The 14,811-nt window shown below is 63.8% G+C and carries 16 protein-coding genes; 12 read left to right on the top strand and 4 right to left on the bottom strand.

The features are described from left to right. Nucleotides 1-45: 45 nt before the first annotated feature. From IB235_RS11130 to IB235_RS11120, 3 genes are read right to left on the bottom strand one after another with little or no spacing between them, the layout of a single operon-like run. Nucleotides 46-1,350 (bottom strand): TRAP transporter large permease, encoded by a 1,305-nt coding sequence (locus tag IB235_RS11130; RefSeq protein WP_192336779.1) that lies wholly within the window; start codon nucleotides 1,348-1,350, stop codon nucleotides 46-48. Then, on the bottom strand, nucleotides 1,350-1,850 hold the full coding sequence (locus IB235_RS11125) for a TRAP transporter small permease (RefSeq protein ID WP_192336778.1): 501 nt from the start codon (nucleotides 1,848-1,850) through the stop codon (nucleotides 1,350-1,352). Before IB235_RS11125 ends, IB235_RS11130 begins: the two co-directional genes overlap by 1 nt. A gap of 4 nt (nucleotides 1,851-1,854) precedes the next feature. Further along, nucleotides 1,855-2,826 carry a TRAP transporter substrate-binding protein gene (locus IB235_RS11120; protein ID WP_192336777.1) on the bottom strand — a complete coding sequence of 324 codons (972 nt, stop codon included), beginning with the start codon at nucleotides 2,824-2,826 and terminating at the stop codon, nucleotides 1,855-1,857. A gap of 249 nt (nucleotides 2,827-3,075) precedes the next feature. On the opposite strand from IB235_RS11120, the gene IB235_RS11115 reads away from it, so the two are divergent. From IB235_RS11115 to IB235_RS11085, 7 genes are all read left to right on the top strand, one after another. After that, nucleotides 3,076-3,810 carry a PIG-L deacetylase family protein gene (locus tag IB235_RS11115; protein ID WP_192336776.1) on the top strand — a complete coding sequence of 245 codons (735 nt, stop codon included), beginning with the start codon at nucleotides 3,076-3,078 and terminating at the stop codon, nucleotides 3,808-3,810. After that, nucleotides 3,810-4,760, top strand: coding sequence for a VOC family protein (locus tag IB235_RS11110; protein WP_192336775.1), 951 nt, complete (start codon nucleotides 3,810-3,812; stop codon nucleotides 4,758-4,760). Before IB235_RS11115 ends, IB235_RS11110 begins: the two co-directional genes overlap by 1 nt. Before the next feature lie 3 nt (nucleotides 4,761-4,763). Next, a complete protein-coding gene (locus IB235_RS11105) occupies nucleotides 4,764-5,435 on the top strand; it encodes a 4-carboxy-4-hydroxy-2-oxoadipate aldolase/oxaloacetate decarboxylase (protein ID WP_192336774.1) in 672 nt (223 codons plus the stop codon). Between the two features lie 63 nt (nucleotides 5,436-5,498). Continuing rightward, nucleotides 5,499-6,566: a 4-oxalomesaconate tautomerase gene (locus IB235_RS11100; protein ID WP_192336773.1), complete on the top strand. Its 1,068-nt coding sequence runs from the start codon at nucleotides 5,499-5,501 to the stop codon at nucleotides 6,564-6,566. Next, nucleotides 6,563-7,336, top strand: a complete 774-nt coding sequence (tam, locus tag IB235_RS11095) for a trans-aconitate 2-methyltransferase (protein WP_225612215.1) — start codon at nucleotides 6,563-6,565, stop codon at nucleotides 7,334-7,336. Before IB235_RS11100 ends, tam begins: the two co-directional genes overlap by 4 nt. Nucleotides 7,337-7,386: 50 nt before the next feature. Then, entirely contained in the window at nucleotides 7,387-8,262 is an 876-nt protein-coding gene (locus tag IB235_RS11090; protein ID WP_192336772.1) for an SMP-30/gluconolactonase/LRE family protein, read from the top strand. Nucleotides 8,263-8,334: 72 nt separating this feature from the next. After that, on the top strand, nucleotides 8,335-9,207 hold the full coding sequence (locus tag IB235_RS11085) for a hypothetical protein (protein ID WP_192336771.1): 873 nt from the start codon (nucleotides 8,335-8,337) through the stop codon (nucleotides 9,205-9,207). Here the strand turns inward: IB235_RS11085 and IB235_RS11080 are convergent. Beyond that, nucleotides 9,204-10,052: a helix-turn-helix domain-containing protein gene (locus tag IB235_RS11080; RefSeq protein WP_192336770.1), complete on the bottom strand. Its 849-nt coding sequence runs from the start codon at nucleotides 10,050-10,052 to the stop codon at nucleotides 9,204-9,206. The two genes, IB235_RS11085 and IB235_RS11080, sit on opposite strands and share 4 nt — an antisense overlap. 213 nt (nucleotides 10,053-10,265) lie before the next feature. On the opposite strand from IB235_RS11080, the gene IB235_RS11075 reads away from it, so the two are divergent. The 5 genes from IB235_RS11075 (at nucleotide 10,266) to IB235_RS11055 (ending at nucleotide 14,803) form a co-directional block, all read left to right on the top strand. Beyond that, nucleotides 10,266-11,486, top strand: a complete 1,221-nt coding sequence (locus IB235_RS11075; RefSeq protein ID WP_225612213.1) for an amino acid ABC transporter substrate-binding protein — start codon at nucleotides 10,266-10,268, stop codon at nucleotides 11,484-11,486. Nucleotides 11,487-11,555: 69 nt separating this feature from the next. Further along, nucleotides 11,556-12,428: a branched-chain amino acid ABC transporter permease gene (locus tag IB235_RS11070; RefSeq protein ID WP_192336768.1), complete on the top strand. Its 873-nt coding sequence runs from the start codon at nucleotides 11,556-11,558 to the stop codon at nucleotides 12,426-12,428. Continuing rightward, the gene (locus IB235_RS11065; RefSeq protein WP_192336767.1) at nucleotides 12,425-13,372 is read left to right on the top strand and encodes a branched-chain amino acid ABC transporter permease; all 948 of its coding nucleotides are present in this window, start codon (nucleotides 12,425-12,427) and stop codon (nucleotides 13,370-13,372) included. The genes IB235_RS11070 and IB235_RS11065 overlap by 4 nt, the downstream gene beginning before the upstream one ends. Then, nucleotides 13,369-14,097, top strand: coding sequence for an ABC transporter ATP-binding protein (locus tag IB235_RS11060; RefSeq protein ID WP_192336766.1), 729 nt, complete (start codon nucleotides 13,369-13,371; stop codon nucleotides 14,095-14,097). Before IB235_RS11065 ends, IB235_RS11060 begins: the two co-directional genes overlap by 4 nt. Further along, nucleotides 14,090-14,803, top strand: a complete 714-nt coding sequence (locus tag IB235_RS11055) for an ABC transporter ATP-binding protein (protein ID WP_155040178.1) — start codon at nucleotides 14,090-14,092, stop codon at nucleotides 14,801-14,803. Before IB235_RS11060 ends, IB235_RS11055 begins: the two co-directional genes overlap by 8 nt. Nucleotides 14,804-14,811 lie beyond the last annotated feature (8 nt).

Genomic DNA, 14,811 nt, shown 5'->3' with positions numbered 1-14,811 from the left:
GTCTCCGTGTGGAAAAGGCGGCCCATCGCGCGGGCCGCCACAGTTTCAACCAAACATGGAATCGGGAATGAACAGCGCGATCTGCGGGATCAGGATGACAAGGATCAGCCCGACCACCATCGCCAGCAGAAACGGCATCACGCCTCGGAAGACCGTCGCCAGCGGCACATCCCCCGCCACACCCCGCACGACAAACACGTTCAGCCCGACCGGGGGCGTGATCATCCCCATCTCGATCACGATCACCGCGACGACACCGAACCAGATCGGATCGAAGCCAAGGCCCGTGATGACCGGAAACACGATCGGGATCGAGATCACCAACATCGACAGCCCGTCCATGAACATCCCCATGACGACATAGGCCAGGATGATGACGATCAGCGTGCCGTAAGCGCCAAGGCCCAGACCCTGCAGCCCCTGCCCCAGCAGCGCCGGTATCTGGGTCACGGCAAAGAACGGATTCAGCACATTCGCGCCGATCACGATCATGTAGAGCATGGCCGATGTCTTGAGCGTATCCATCACCGCGGCCCCGAACCCCGTCCAACTGAGCCTGCGCGCCGCCATTGCCAGCAGGATCACCAGAGCCGCGCCGATCCCCGACGCCTCGACCGGAGTGAAGGCGCCGACATAGATGCCGCCGATGGTCAGGACCATCACCGCCAGCAGCGGTGCGGCGCGGCCAAGGATGCGGAAGCGCTCGGCCATCGGCACGTTCGGTCCTGCCGGGGCCAGCGCCGGGTTGCGTCTTGCCACCAGCCAGACTGTCGCGATGAACAGACCCGTCAGCATCAGACCGGGCAGGATGCCCGCCATGAACAGCCGACCGATCGATTGCTCGGTCAGAATGGCGTAAAGCACGAAACCGGTTGAGGGAGGGATCAGGAAGCCCAGCGTGCCGCCCGCCGCGACCGATCCGGTCGCCAGACCATCGGCATAGCCCAGCCGTCGCATCTCGGGCAGGGCATCCTTGCCGATGGTGACCGCGGTCGCCACTGACGAACCCGACACCGCCGAAAACGCCGCACAGCCCAGAACCGAGGCCGAGGCAAGGCCGCCCCGAAAATGCCCGACCCATGCGAAGGCCGCGTCATATAGCCCGCGCGAGAACCCCGCCGCTGATGCGATGTTCCCCAGCAGCACGAACATCGGCACGACGATCAGGGTTTCGCTGGCGACGGCCGAGTAGCTCTCGGTCAGGATCAGCGCGCCGGCGGTGCGAAAGCCCTCCAGTGCCCACATGCCGAAGAAGCCCGACAGCAACATGGCAAAGGCCACGGGCGTGCGGAAGATCATCAGGAAGAACAGAAGGAAGATGCCCAGAAGGCCGATCGTGGTCGGTGCCATCAGCGGGCTCCTTCGCGCAGGATGGCAAGGATCTGCACCGCAAAGACCAGAACGCACAGCCCCATGCCAACAGCAAGGATGCCGTAGAATGGCCAGATCGGCAGGCCAAGCATATTGGTGGTGTCCCCGAACTCATGCGCGTCCAGCGCCTTGATGATGGCGCGGCGGACCAGCACCGACAGCACGAAGCCCGACAGCAGCCTTGAGCCGACATCACCGATAAACCGCCCCCAGCGGCCAATGGCATTGTCAAAGACATCGACCCCGACATGGCCGCCCCGCGCCGTGCAATAGGGCATCGCTGCCATGACCAGTACCACGGCAGTCATCTGGTTGATCTCGTTCAGACCCAGAACCGGGGTGCCAAAGACATAGCGCAGCACGACACCTGCCGAGATCACCACCACCATGAAGATCAGCGCCCCTGCGGCCAGCATGGCCAGCCACAGGGTTGCCCGGTCCAGACTGTCGGACCGGGCGAGGTCCAAAAACCTGCGCATCGGCTTACCGGACCTTCAGCGCATCGGCCACGGCCTGCGCGCCATCGGTCCCGGCCAGCACCGTTTCCGTGACCTTGGCGGCGGCAGCATCGAATTCGGCGGCCGCAGCGGCGTCCAGCGTGATCACCTCTTTGCCCGGGGTTTTGGCGAAGGCGGAAAGCCCCTTTTCGGCCACGGTCAGCTGTACCTTTTGCCCGTCCAGCGAGGCTTGCTTGCCTGCTGCTTTCACCGCCTCTTGCTGTGCGGGGCTTAGCGCGTCAAAGGCGTCGCGGTTCATGATGATGAAGAAGGGCGAGTTCGTCGTCTTCATCCCTTTGGTGATGTAATTCGCCACCTCGGACAGCTTGAAGGCACTGACCGCCGTGCCGTCGATCATCGCCGCGTCGATCACGCCGGTCTGCATGGCGTTGTAGATTTCCGACACCGGCATCGAGACCGGTGTGCCGCCCCATGCCTCGACCAGCAGGCCGGTATTGCGCGAGGGCACGCGGACCTTCAGCCCCTTTACATCGGCCAGATTGCGGACCGGCTTGTCGCGGGTGAACAGCAGGTTTTCGGCGCTGGACCACAATGCGACCAGTTGCACACGGCGATAGTCGTGGTCGAAATCGCCCAGATGCTTCCACAAGGTCTCGGTCCCGGTCGCCTCGTCCAGCATCCCCGGCAGCTCGGCTGTCAGCGTCAGCGGAAATTGCGAGGCTGTATAACCGGGCAGCGAGACCGCGAGTTCGGCCACGCCATCGACGACGCGGGAATATTGCTCGACCGGGCCAGCGCCCAGCTCGCCGCCATTGTACAGCTTGACGGTGACTTCGCCCTTGGTGGCCTCATCGACGGCTTTGGCGAAAGGATCGAATGCGCCCGTGACATAGGGATGGGTTGGCGGCATGAAGTTGGCGAACTTCAGCTCCTCGGCCAGCGTGGTGGTAGTGCCTAGCGCCAGCGCAAGAGCAGCCAGCTTGAAAGCGGATCTCATGTCTTTCCTCCCGTTGGCGGGTCGTTTTTCGCCCGCATATGGGGGATGGTTACGGCGGCCAGCTGGCCCGCGACCAATTCAAAGCCGTCATCGCGCCATAATTTTGCGCTATAGCTGTTATGATTTGACCGACATGGCGTCGGATAATCAAATGCATCTATAGCACAAACTTATCGCTCGCCCCGCCCTTCCAATTTGCGCATCCGGAGCAGGAAGGACAGTTTGCGGGCAACCGATCCGGAGGAAAGAATGACCACTAAGAAAACCGCCCTTGTCATCTCGGCCCATGCCGCGGATTTCGTCTGGCGCTGCGGGGGCGCCATCGCGCTGCATGCCGAGATGGGCTATGACGTCACCGTGGTCTGCCTGTCCTTTGGTGAGCGGGGCGAAAGCGCGAAGCTGTGGAAAGACCCCGGCATGACGCTGGAACAGGTCAAATCCGCCCGCCGCGCGGAATCCGAGGGTGCCGCGCGTGCTTTGGGCGTGCATGACCTGATAGAGTTCGATCTGGGCGACTATCCCTTGCACCTGTCGCAGGATGACAAGTTCCGGCTGGTCGACGTGATCCGCAAGGTCCAGCCCAGTTTCATGCTGAGCCACAGCCAGTATGACCCCTATAATACCGACCACATGTATGCGACGCAGGTGGCGCTGGAATGCCGCATGATCGCCCAGGCCTGGGGCCATAACCCGGGCGAGAAGGTGTTGGGCGCGCCCCAGCTATACCTGTTCGAGCCGCATCAGACCGAGCAGATGGGCTGGAAGCCTGACACCTTCCTCGACATCACACCCGTCTGGGACAAAAAGCGCGCCGCCATCGAATGCATGGAGGGGCAGGAGCATCTGTGGGAATACTACACCCGCGTGGCCGAGAACCGCGCCAACCACTTCATGCGCAATTCGGGCGGCCAGTCGGGCGGGCGCAAGGCGCTATATGCCGAAGGGTTCCAGTCGGTCTTCCCGCGCACCGTGGATGAACTGTGATGGATGCCTGCCATGACATCGCGCATCTCGGCCATGTCGAGATGCTGACCGACCGCTTCGACGAAAGTCTTGATTTCTTTACCCGTGTCTATGGGTTGAAGCTGTCGGGACAGGACGGAAGCAGCGCCTATCTGCGGGCCTGGGACGATTACGAACATGCCTCGCTGAAACTGACGCGGGCGGATCGGACCGGCATCGGCCATGTTGCCTATCGGGCGGCCTCACCCGAGGCCTTGGCACGTCGCGTCGCCGCGATCGAGGCTTCGGGCTACAAGGTCCACGGCTGGGTGGATGGCGATCAATCGCATGGCCGCGCTTTTCGCTTCGAAGATCCTTTCGGTCATGTCTTCGAAATCTATTATGACACTGTCTGGTATCAGGCCCCAGAAGCTGAACGCGCCGCGCTGAAGAACACCGCCAGCGCTTTTACCGGGGCCGCTCCGCGCAGGCTCGATCACCTGAACCTGCTGGCCTCGGATGTGGCCGAGTTCCGGCGCTTCATGGAAACCTGTCTTGGCGCGCGCGTGACCGAGATGATCCAGCTGGACAATGGCCGGATCGGCGGCTGCTGGTTCACCGTCAACAACAAGACCTATGATCTGGCCTGCACCGAGGAACATGGCGGCGGTCAGGGACGCTTGCACCATGTCACCTATGCCACCGACCAGCGCGAGGACATCCTGCGCGCCGCCGACATCTTTCTGCAGAACGGCGTCCATATCGAGACCGGCCCGCATAAGCACGCCATTCAGGGGACGTTCTTTCTTTACGTCTGGGAGCCAGCTGGCAACCGGGTGGAACTGGCCAATTCCGGCGCGCGGCTGATCCTTGCCCCCGACTGGCAGCCGATCATCTGGACCGAGGCCGACCGCAGGAAGGGTCAGGCATGGGGGCTGAAAACCATCGAGACATTCCACACCCACGGCACGCCGCCGGTGCAGAAAGGCTGAGCCATGGCCAAGGTAGTTCAGAACATCACCCGTGCCGATGACGCGGTCATCGCTGGCCTCGCCGAAGCCGGAGTGGCGACAGTGCATGAGGCGCAGGGCCGGATCGGCTGTCTGGCAAGCCATCTGCGCCCGATCTGGTCGGGCGCGCGCATCGCGGGTTCGGCGGTCACGATCAGCGCACCGCCCGGCGACAATTGGATGCTGCATGTCGCCATCGAGCAATTGCGCGAGGGAGACATTCTGGTCCTCGCCCCGACCTCGCCTTGCGACAATGGCTATTTCGGCGACCTGCTGGCGACCAGTGCAATGGCACGGAGGTGCCGGGGTTTGGTGATCGACGCGGGTGTGCGCGATATCCGCGACCTGACCGCGATGGGCTTTCCGGTCTGGTCCAAAGCGATCAGCGCACAGGGCACGGTCAAGGAGACGCTCGGCTCGGTCAATGTGCCCATTGTCTGCGGCGGGCAGGCGATCGAGGCCGGCGATGTGATCGTCGCCGACGATGACGGGGTTTGTGTCGTCCGCCGTGTCGACGCCGCAGCCGTGCTGGAGGCGGCCCGCAAGCGCATGGACGCCGAAGAGGCCAAACGCCAAAGACTGGCGGCAGGGGAACTGGGGCTCGACATCTATCACATGCGCCCCCGACTTGAGGCCAAAGGGTTGAAATATGTCTGAGAAAGGCCGGGGGCGCTGCCCCCGGACCCCCGGGATATTTGTACAAGAAAGAATGAGGGGCGAATGAGCGAGGTTGGCATTCCCTGCCTGTGGATGCGGGGCGGGACCTCGAAAGGGGCGTATTTTCTGGCCTCGGATTTGCCGGAAGCCGCGACCGAGCGGGACGCGCTGCTGCTGCGGATCATGGGCAGTCCCGATCCGCGCCAGATCGACGGGATAGGCGGGGGCGATCCCTTGACCTCAAAGGTGGCGGTGCTGTCGCCTTCATCGCGTGCGGATACCGATGTCGATTACCTGTTCCTGCAGGTTTTCGTCGATCAAGCTTTGGTTTCGGATGCGCAGGGTTGCGGGAATATCCTAGCCGGGGTCGGGCCTGCCGCGATCGAGCGCGGCTTGGTTCCAGCCCAACCCGGTGAGACCCCGGTCCGCATCCATATGCTGAATACGGGTGAAGTCGCGATGGCGCTGGTGAAAACGCCGGGCGGTCGGGTCAACTATTCGGGCAACGCCGCGATTGACGGCGTCCCCGGTTCGGCTGCCGCGATCCCGCTGATGTTTCAGGATATTGCCGGATCGATGTGTGGCGCATTGTTGCCGACCGCTCATGCGGTGGATGTGATTGCCGGAGTGGAGTGCACGCTGATCGACAATGGTATGCCCTGCGTCATCATGCGGGCCAGCGATTTTGGCCTGACCGGGCAGGAAAGTCGCGAGGAACTGGAGGCTGATGCCGCGCTGCGGGCACGAGTCGAGGGCATACGCCTGCAGGCCGGACCCCTGATGGGGCTTGGCGATGTGGTGGATAAATCCGTGCCCAAGATGACACTGGTGTCGGCACCTGTGCAGGGTGGGACGATCAACACGCGCAGCTTCATTCCCCATCGTGCCCATGCCTCGATCGGGGTCTTTGCTGCGGTCAGCGTGGCGACCGCCTGTACGCTGCCCGGATCGCCCGCGGCGGATCTGGCAGTGCTGCCGACGGATGGCCGATATCTGATCGAGCATCCAACGGGGGCTGCCGAGGTGTTGATCACCCACGACCCCGAGGGACGGATCACCGGTGCGGGGACCTTGCGCACCGCCCGCAAATTGTTCGATGGTCATGTCTATCCCCGCGACGAGGCAGGATGATCATGGGCTGGAGCGCCGCGCAATATTCACGGTTTCTGGACGACCGGACGCGGCCTGCCCGCGACCTGCTGCATGCGGTGCCGCTGGAGGCTCCCGGTCAGGTGGTCGATCTGGGCTGCGGGCCCGGCAACTCGACCGCGCTGCTGGTCGAGCGCTTTCCGGAAGCACAGGTTATCGGTCTGGATTCCGACCCGGACATGATCGCGACGGCGCAGCGGAACCTGCCCGAATGCCTCTTCGAGATGATCCGGATCGAAGATTGGCAACCAGAAGTGCTGCCTGACCTGATCTTTGCCAATGCCTCGCTGCAATGGGTCGATGATCACGAGGCGCTGTTCCCACATCTGCTGGATCTGGTCGCGCCGGGTGGAGCATTGGCAGTGCAGATGCCCGACAATCTGGACGAGCCTTCGCATCGCGCGATGCGCGAAGTTGCATCGCACCCGCGTTGGTCGGCACGGCTGGTTCAGGCAAATGCCCGGCGTCAGCCGTTGATCCCTGCGCATCGGCTGCATGCCCTGCTGCGCCCGCTTTGCACCAAGGTGGATGTCTGGCGCACGATCTACCATTTCGAACTCGCAGGCGTGGATGCCATCGTCGAATGGTTCAAGGGTTCGGCTTTGCGGCCCTATCTTGAGGCGCTGACCGAGGAGGAAGGACGACAGTTCCTGCTGACCTATCGCGAAGAAATCGCGCCATTTTACCCGGAAAGCGATGGTCGCGCGTTACTGGCTTTTCCTCGGTTCTTCCTTGTCGCCAGTCGGGCTTGATCCGGCACCGAGCTTTTCCTAGTCAGGGGGCGAACCGCCAGGAGGGCAGGATGGGACCGTTTCGATGCATTGCCGATCTGCGGGGTACGCTGCTGGAAAGCCCGGTCTGGGACGCAAGGCGCGGCGCGATTTTCCTGTGCGACATCGAGGGCGCGCGCATCCATGAGGTCGGCCTGAAGGACGGGCCACGTCGGGTCTGGCAATTCGACGACAAGGTGGCGTCGCTGGGGCTATGCGACAGCGGACGGCTGGTCGTGGCACTGGCACGCGAGGTGGCGCTGTTCGACCCCGAAACCGGCGATCAGGAAACATTGTGGTCTGGGTTCGGCGAATCCAAAGCGTCGCGGCTGAATGACGGCAAGGTCGGCCCGGACGGAGCGTTCTGGGTTGGCAGCATGAATGGCGCGCCCGACCGCGCGCAAACCGCCCGGCTATATCGCATCGACATGACGGGACGTGCAGAGATCAAGGCCGAGGGGCTTCTGACCTCGAACGGGCTGGCTTGGAGCGCCGATGGCCGCACGCTGTTTCACAGCGACTCGCAATTGTCCTGGCTTGAGCGGCGGGATTTCGACCCCGAAACGGGGGAACTGGGCGTGCCCATCCGCCTGCGCGATCTGGACGATGCGCAGGGCCGCGCCGATGGCGGGGCGACGGATGCCGAGGGTGGCTATTGGAGCGCGGGTGTCTCGGCCGGGGTGCTGAACCGCTACGACCGGGACGGCGCAGTGCTGCAGCGCCTGCCCATGCCGGTTCCGGGGCCGACCATGCCCTGTTTTTGTGGCGACGGGCTGCGGCAGATTGCTGTCACCTCACATCGGCGCTGGCCCGACCAGACCCTTGCCGCCGCCCCGTGGTCGGGCGGATTGATATTGGCTGACAGTCCGGTCGCGGGCGTGCCCGTAAAGCGGATGAAGGGGTTGTGACGACCCCGCCTTGCCCGCCATCCGCCTTGCGCCTAGGGTCGCCCGCAGACCGCATTCCAGCCGGAGCCGCAGATGATCGCGCTTGAAACTGACCACTACCGCCTGACCGTCGCTCCCGATCTGGGAGCGACGATCCTGACTGCGGACTGGCGGGATGGCGACGATTGGCTGCCGATCCTTGAGCCGCTGGCCACACCCGAGGCCGGGTTGAAGGCGGGCTGCTTCGTGATGGCCCCATTCGCCAATCGCATCAATCACGGGCGTTTCGCCTTTGACGGGCAAAGCTTCCAGTTGCCGATCAACAATCCCGCCGAGGACATGGCGATCCACGGCTTTGCCCGCAATCGGAAATGGCTCGTGGCCGAACATCGCCCGGATTTTGCGCGGCTGGTTCTGGTATTGAACAAACCCGATCTGCCTTGGCGGTTTGAATTGGTGCAGGAGATCGCGATTGAGGCCGACGGCATCACCGTCACCCTGACGATGACCAATTTGGGCGACAGTGCCATGCCCTTTGGTTTCGGCCTGCATCCATGGTTTCCGAAGCCGCGACAGACCCTGCTGGCCTTTGAGGCGATTGGGGCGCATGTGAAAGATGCACGCGGCCTTCCCCTGCCCCAGACACGGCCTGTTGCGGGCATGTCGGCGGCGGACCAGCAACCGCTGGACCTGTTGCCGCGACTGGATGCCAGCTTTGCCGGTTGGCAAGACCGGCGGGCGGTGCTGCGCTGGCCGGGACATGAGGTCGAACTGACCGCCACCGGCGCGCTGCGCCACCTGCATGTCTTCAACCCGGACGACCGCGCGGTTTTCTGCGTCGAACCGGTCAGCCATCTGCCCGATGCCGTGAACCGTCCCGAACTGGGCGAGGATGCGCAGATGACCGTGCTGATGCCGGGCGAACATTTGCAGGGTGGGATGCATCTGACGGTGCGCAGGACCTAAGGCCAGGCGGCGTAGCTGGTCGATGCGCTGGGTCGCCGGGCCGGCGCGCCAAGGCGGTGCGCGCGGGGGGAACGCCCGGTCTCGCGCTTGAAGAAGCGGCTGAAATAGGCCGGATCGCTGAAGCCAAGCGTCTCGGCGATCTCACCGATCTGCAGCGGGCTTTGGTCCAGCAACCGCATCGCCTCGGCGGCAAGGCGCTGGTTGATGAATTCCATCGGGGAACGTCCGGTGGCGCGGCGGATTGCGGTGTTCAGCCGGTCGGGCGTCACCCCCAGAAGCTGTGCGTATTCCGCAACGGGCCAATGCTGGCGGGCATGAAGCTCGACCAGATGGGCAAAACCCCGGACCACGCTGCGCGGGGTGGCGCGCGACACTTCGGTCAGGGGCGAGGCCAGCCGCCATATCTCGATCAGCAGCAGGGCAAGGTGATGGCGCACGGCTTCATGCGCGCCGGGGGCATCATTGCGCAATTCGGTCTCAATCGCGCCAAGCATCGCGGCCAGTCGCCGCGCATCAGCCACGGTGATCGCCGCACCAAGGATCGGGCGACCAATGGCATCGCGGACCGGCACGAACAGCGCGCCACTGGGCATGGCCGAAGCCAGCAGCGAATCCTGCGCCGATACGGCCCCGCCCTCGGCCCCGGCGTCGAAAACGATCGCGCCGGTTTCGCCCGCCGGAAGAAAGACGATGGCGGGTCCGTCCAGCCTGACCTCGTGCTGGCCCAGCCGGATCGAACCGCTGCCCGAAACCAGCACAAAGATCCGATTTCGTCCGCCGCGAAAGGTCCATTCCGTGCGCAGCAGACTGCCCAGAAACAGCCGCGCCTCGACCGGCTCGGACATGGGCGGCGGTACGGGAGACGGGGTGGATGTAGGTGCAGTGGAGTGAGTCATGGTCCGTGAAAAATACAAATATCTCTTGTAGAAGTCTATTCTGGCGGCTGATGCGCGGGCCTATCCTTATCGACAGCAAGGAAGACGGAGGGGAGCCGGATTCCATGCGCCAAGGGTCCGCGCCATGCGGATCACAGGGGGAGGGGAAACAAGATGATCAGCATGAAACGCAGAGTTCTTCTGCGAACGGGTGCGGTTGCCGCGGTGACGGTTGCCACCGGCTTTGGCCGTGCGGCATGGGCCGAGGAGCGCAAATCCATCCGCATCGGCTATGCGATTTCCAAGACCGGTCCAAATGCAGGCGGGGCGGGCATCACGACATTGCCGAACTACCTGCTTTGGGCCAAGGACGTGCAGGATGCTGGCGGACTTGAGCTGCCCGATGGCAGCCGCCTGCCCCTGGAAATCGTCGAATATGACGACCGTTCCTCGGCCGAGGAAGTCGTGCGCGCGATCGAGCGGTTGGCCAATGAGGACAAGGTGGACTTCATCCTTGCCCCATGGGGCACGGGTTTCAACTTGGCCGCAGCGCCCCTGTTCGACCGCTACGGCTATCCGCACCTGGCAGTCTCGGCGGTGACGGACAAGGCCCCGGACTTTGTCAAGCGCTGGAAGAAAAGCTTCTGGATGCTGGGCGGTGGCCATGACTATGCGAAAGCGCTGGCCGCGATCATGGCCGATGCGGGCAAGGCCGGGACACTGAACGGCAAGGTCGCAATGGTTTCGGTTGCAGACGGGTTCGGGATCGATCTGGTCAGCGCCGCCCGCCCCGCCTTTGAAGAGGCCGGGATCGAGGTTGTCTATGACAAGACCTACCCGGTCGGGACCTCGGATTTCACGCCGATGATCAATGAGGCCAAGGCCAGCGGCGCCGACAGCTTCGTGGCCTTCTCGTATCCGCCGGACACGTTTGCCATCACCCAGCAGGCCCAAGTCGCGGACTTCAACCCCAAGCTGCTCTATCTGGGCGTCGGCACCGGCTTTCCGGTCTATGCCAAGAACAATGGCGAGAACGCGACCGGCATCCTCAGCCTGGGCGGCATCGATCCGGCCAATGCCGCCAATGCCGATTACCGCAAGCGCCATGAGGCCGTGACCGGCATCGCCCCCGATTACTGGGGCAGCGTCATCACCTATGCCAGCCTGCAGATGCTACAAGAAGCGATCCGCCGCAAGGGTCTGGACCGCGAGGCCGTGGCCGCCGAGATCGCGTCCGGCAGCTTCGAAACCGTGCTGGGCGAGACCAAGCTTGAGGACAACCAGCTGCGCAAGCTGTGGTGGACCGGGCAATGGCAGAACGGCCAGCTCGTCGGCATCGCGCCCGGCGACCGCGCCGGCGCAAGCCAGCTGGTCCTGCCGCGCCAGTCCTGGAAAAAGGCCTGACCGCATCCCTGACACGGCAGGGGCCGGACCATCCGGCCCTTGCAGGAAGTGAGCGAAGGAGAAGGTGTGATGCTCGTCACGGCCGTTCTGTCCGGGCTGGTGCTTGGCGGAACCTATGCGCTGCTCGCCATGGGGCTGACGCTACAATACGGAATCGCGCGGATCATGAACCTGGCCTATGGCGAGTTGATCATTGTCGCGGCCTTTCTGTCCTATGCGCTGTTCACCTATGCCGGGATCAGCCCGGTCTGGGCCCTGCTGATCGCCCTGCCCGGCGGATTTGCCCTTGGCTATGCGATTTATGGCTTGTTGATGGCCCCGCTGGTTCGCCGCGCAAGGAATGCCGCGAGTCTGGAGATCGACTCGATCCTTGCCACATTCGGGCTGCTTTTCGTCATTCAGGGCCTGCTGCTGGTGACGTTCGGCGCGAATTTCACCAGCTACAGCTATCTCAATGACGCCGTGGAGATCTTTGGCACAAGGCTGGCGGCGAACCGGCTGCTGGCGCTGGTTCTGGCCGTGGTGCTGGGTGCTGCGATCTATCTGGTCCTGACCCGCACCCTATGGGGGACGGCATTGCGCGCGGTCGCGGTCGCGCCCGGATCGGCCCCGCTGGTCGGCATCGATGTCGAGCGCGCCGCACGCATGGCCTTTGCGTTGGGGGGCGCGCTGGCGGCGGCGGGGGGCGTCGTGATCTCGATGTATCAGACCTTTACCGCGACCTCGGGCGTTGTCTTCACCATGAAGGCGCTGATCATCGTCATCATGGGCGGCGTCGGCAATATCCTTGGCGCGTTGTCCGCCGGGCTGCTGCTGGGACTGGCCGAGACCATGGTTGCGACCTATGTCGACCCCGGCCTGACTTTGGCCACCACCTATGGCCTGTTTCTGGCCGTGCTGCTGTGGCGACCCACCGGCCTGTTCGGGAGGGCGGTCCGATGACGCCGCGTTTGCTATTGGAAATCAGCGCGTTCATCGCGGTCATCGCCGCGCTGGCACTGCTGCCGCTTTTTGCCAGCCCCTACGGCATCACGCTGATGATCGGGATGCTGGGTTATGTCGCGCTGGCGATCGGCTGGGCTCTGTTCTCGGGCCCGACGCGCTTTGTGTCCTTGGCAACCGTCGCCTTCTTCGGGATCGGCGCCTATACCTGCGCCGTCTTCAGCGAGGCGCTGGCCTATCCGCTGCTGCTTCTGGTCGCGGGGCTGATCGGCCTTGGGGTGGCATTGGTCGTCGGGCTGGCGACGCTGCGGCTGGCAGGGGTCTATTTCGTGATCTTCACCTTTGGTTTGGCCGAACTGATCCGTCAGCTAGTCACCTGGTATGAGGTCAATATCACCGGCACGCTCGGCCGCTACATCTTCCTGCCGGTCACGCCCGAAGGCATCTACTGGCAGCTTCTGGCGCTGACCACCGCGGCATTCGCGCTGTCATGGGCCATTAGCCGTTCCCGCCTTGGGCTGGCCCTGAAGGTCATCGGTGAGGATGAGGTCGTGGCCAGCCACAGCGGTATCGACATCGCACGGGTCAAACTGGGGCTGTTCGCGCTGAGCGCGGTGATCATGACGCTGGTCGGCGCGATCCAGGCCCCGCGCTGGACCTATGTCGAGCCGTCGATCGCCTTCAACCCGACGGTATCCTTCCTGACGCTGATCATGGCGCTCTTGGGCGGCGCGAACCGGCTGATGGGGCCAATCCTTGGTGCTGTGCCACTGTTCCTGCTGTTCGAGTGGCTCTCGGCCAATTTCCCGAACCATTACTCGATCATCCTTGGGCTGATCTTTATCACCATCGTCTTTGTTCTGCCGAACGGCGTTCTGGATTTCATCGAGAAAGGCTGGGCGCGCCGCCTGCCTGTCGCCAAACCCGCCGAGGTCCATAAATGAGCCCGTTCCTTCATGTATCCGGGCTGACCCGGCGCTTTGGTGGGCTGGTTGCGGTCAACGACCTGTCCTTCTCGGTGGCTCAGGGCGAGATCGTGGGTTTGCTTGGCCCGAATGGCTCGGGCAAGACGACGGTGCTGAACATGATCTCGGGGCATCTGCCGCCATCGGACGGGCAGATCGCGCTGGCCGATACCCGTCTTTCGGGGCTGGGGCCACACAAGATCGCGCGGCAAGGGGTGGCGCGGACCTTCCAGCTGGTCCGTGCCCTGCCCTCGCTAAGCGTGACGGAAAACGTCATCGTGGCGCTGGCCTTTGGCCGCAAGCGTTTATGGGGCGAGGCGGCCCGGCTTGAAGCGCTGAAGCGACTTGAGCAGGTGGGTCTGGCCCATCGCGCGGGCCAACAAGCCGGCGATCTGACCTATATCGACCAGAAGCGCATGGAACTCGCGCGGGCGCTGGCTGCGGACCCACAACTTTTGCTGTTGGACGAATGGCTGGCCGGACTGAACCCGACCGAGCTGCAGACCGGGATCGAGCTGATCCGTGGGCTGAAATCCTCGGGCATCACCATTCTGATGGTCGAGCATGTCATGGAGGCGATCCGCGCATTGTGCGGGCGCTGCGTCATCATGAATGCCGGGATCAAGATCGCCGACGCGCCCACCGCCGAGGCTCTGTCCGATCCCGCCGTCGTCACCGCCTATCTGGGAGAGCAGCATGCTTGAGGTGAAGGGCCTGTCCCTGCATTACGGCCGCCATGTGGCGCTGGACAAGGTCTCGCTGAAGGTCGGCAAGGCCGAAACCGTGGTGATCCTGGGCGCGAACGGGGCGGGGAAATCCTCGTTGCTGAAAAGCATCGCCGGGTTGGTGCACGGTGATCCCGGCGCGCGCATCAGCTTCAACGGCGTGCCGATCCAGACTGCCTCGCCCCATCACGTGCTGGAAACCGGGATCGCGCTGGTTCCCGAAGGACGCGGGATTTTCGGCGATCTGACGGTGGCGGAAAATCTGGCGCTCGGGGCCTATGCCCGCCGCGCAAGGGACCAACGTGAGGCCGGGTTTGAGCTGGTCTTCAGCCTGTTCCCCCGTCTGGCCGAGCGTCGCCGCCAATTCGTCAACACCATGTCCGGGGGCGAACAGCAGATGGTTGCGATCGGCCGCGCCTTGATGTCGCGACCGGAACTGCTGATGCTGGACGAACCCAGCCTTGGCCTTGCGCCGGTGGTCGTGGGCGAGTTGTTTCGCAGCCTCGACCGGATCCGGCAGACCGGCTTGTCGCTGCTGATCGTCGAGCAGAATGTCGGCATGAGCCTGGCCATCGCCGATCGTGGCTATCTTGCCGAGGCCGGACGCATTACCGGCGAGGGGCCTGCCCCAGAATTGCTGAACGACCCCGCCGTCAAGCGCGCCTTCCTTGGCGCCACGGCCTGACAGAATCC

It is taken from the genome of Paracoccus sp. PAR01 (genome assembly GCF_014851995.1).
In the GTDB taxonomy this organism is placed as follows: Bacteria; Pseudomonadota; Alphaproteobacteria; order Rhodobacterales; family Rhodobacteraceae; genus Paracoccus; species Paracoccus litorisediminis.
This window is presented reverse-complemented; position numbering and strand designations above follow the sequence as displayed.

What these genes read in the sequence shown, in the direction of transcription:
- IB235_RS11130 (WP_192336779.1), bottom strand. Translation starts at nt 1,350, where the DNA reads ATGGCACCGACCACGATCGGCCTTCTGGGCATCTTCCTTCTGTTCTTC.
- IB235_RS11125 (WP_192336778.1), bottom strand. Translation starts at nt 1,850, where the DNA reads ATGCGCAGGTTTTTGGACCTCGCCCGGTCCGACAGTCTGGACCGGGCA.
- IB235_RS11120 (WP_192336777.1), bottom strand. Translation starts at nt 2,826, where the DNA reads ATGAGATCCGCTTTCAAGCTGGCTGCTCTTGCGCTGGCGCTAGGCACT.
- IB235_RS11115 (WP_192336776.1), top strand. Translation starts at nt 3,076, where the DNA reads ATGACCACTAAGAAAACCGCCCTTGTCATCTCGGCCCATGCCGCGGAT.
- IB235_RS11110 (WP_192336775.1), top strand. Translation starts at nt 3,810, where the DNA reads ATGGATGCCTGCCATGACATCGCGCATCTCGGCCATGTCGAGATGCTG.
- IB235_RS11105 (WP_192336774.1), top strand. Translation starts at nt 4,764, where the DNA reads ATGGCCAAGGTAGTTCAGAACATCACCCGTGCCGATGACGCGGTCATC.
- IB235_RS11100 (WP_192336773.1), top strand. Translation starts at nt 5,499, where the DNA reads ATGAGCGAGGTTGGCATTCCCTGCCTGTGGATGCGGGGCGGGACCTCG.
- tam (WP_225612215.1), top strand. Translation starts at nt 6,563, where the DNA reads ATGATCATGGGCTGGAGCGCCGCGCAATATTCACGGTTTCTGGACGAC.
- IB235_RS11090 (WP_192336772.1), top strand. Translation starts at nt 7,387, where the DNA reads ATGGGACCGTTTCGATGCATTGCCGATCTGCGGGGTACGCTGCTGGAA.
- IB235_RS11085 (WP_192336771.1), top strand. Translation starts at nt 8,335, where the DNA reads ATGATCGCGCTTGAAACTGACCACTACCGCCTGACCGTCGCTCCCGAT.
- IB235_RS11080 (WP_192336770.1), bottom strand. Translation starts at nt 10,052, where the DNA reads ATGTCCGAGCCGGTCGAGGCGCGGCTGTTTCTGGGCAGTCTGCTGCGC.
- IB235_RS11075 (WP_225612213.1), top strand. Translation starts at nt 10,266, where the DNA reads ATGAAACGCAGAGTTCTTCTGCGAACGGGTGCGGTTGCCGCGGTGACG.
- IB235_RS11070 (WP_192336768.1), top strand. Translation starts at nt 11,556, where the DNA reads ATGCTCGTCACGGCCGTTCTGTCCGGGCTGGTGCTTGGCGGAACCTAT.
- IB235_RS11065 (WP_192336767.1), top strand. Translation starts at nt 12,425, where the DNA reads ATGACGCCGCGTTTGCTATTGGAAATCAGCGCGTTCATCGCGGTCATC.
- IB235_RS11060 (WP_192336766.1), top strand. Translation starts at nt 13,369, where the DNA reads ATGAGCCCGTTCCTTCATGTATCCGGGCTGACCCGGCGCTTTGGTGGG.
- IB235_RS11055 (WP_155040178.1), top strand. Translation starts at nt 14,090, where the DNA reads ATGCTTGAGGTGAAGGGCCTGTCCCTGCATTACGGCCGCCATGTGGCG.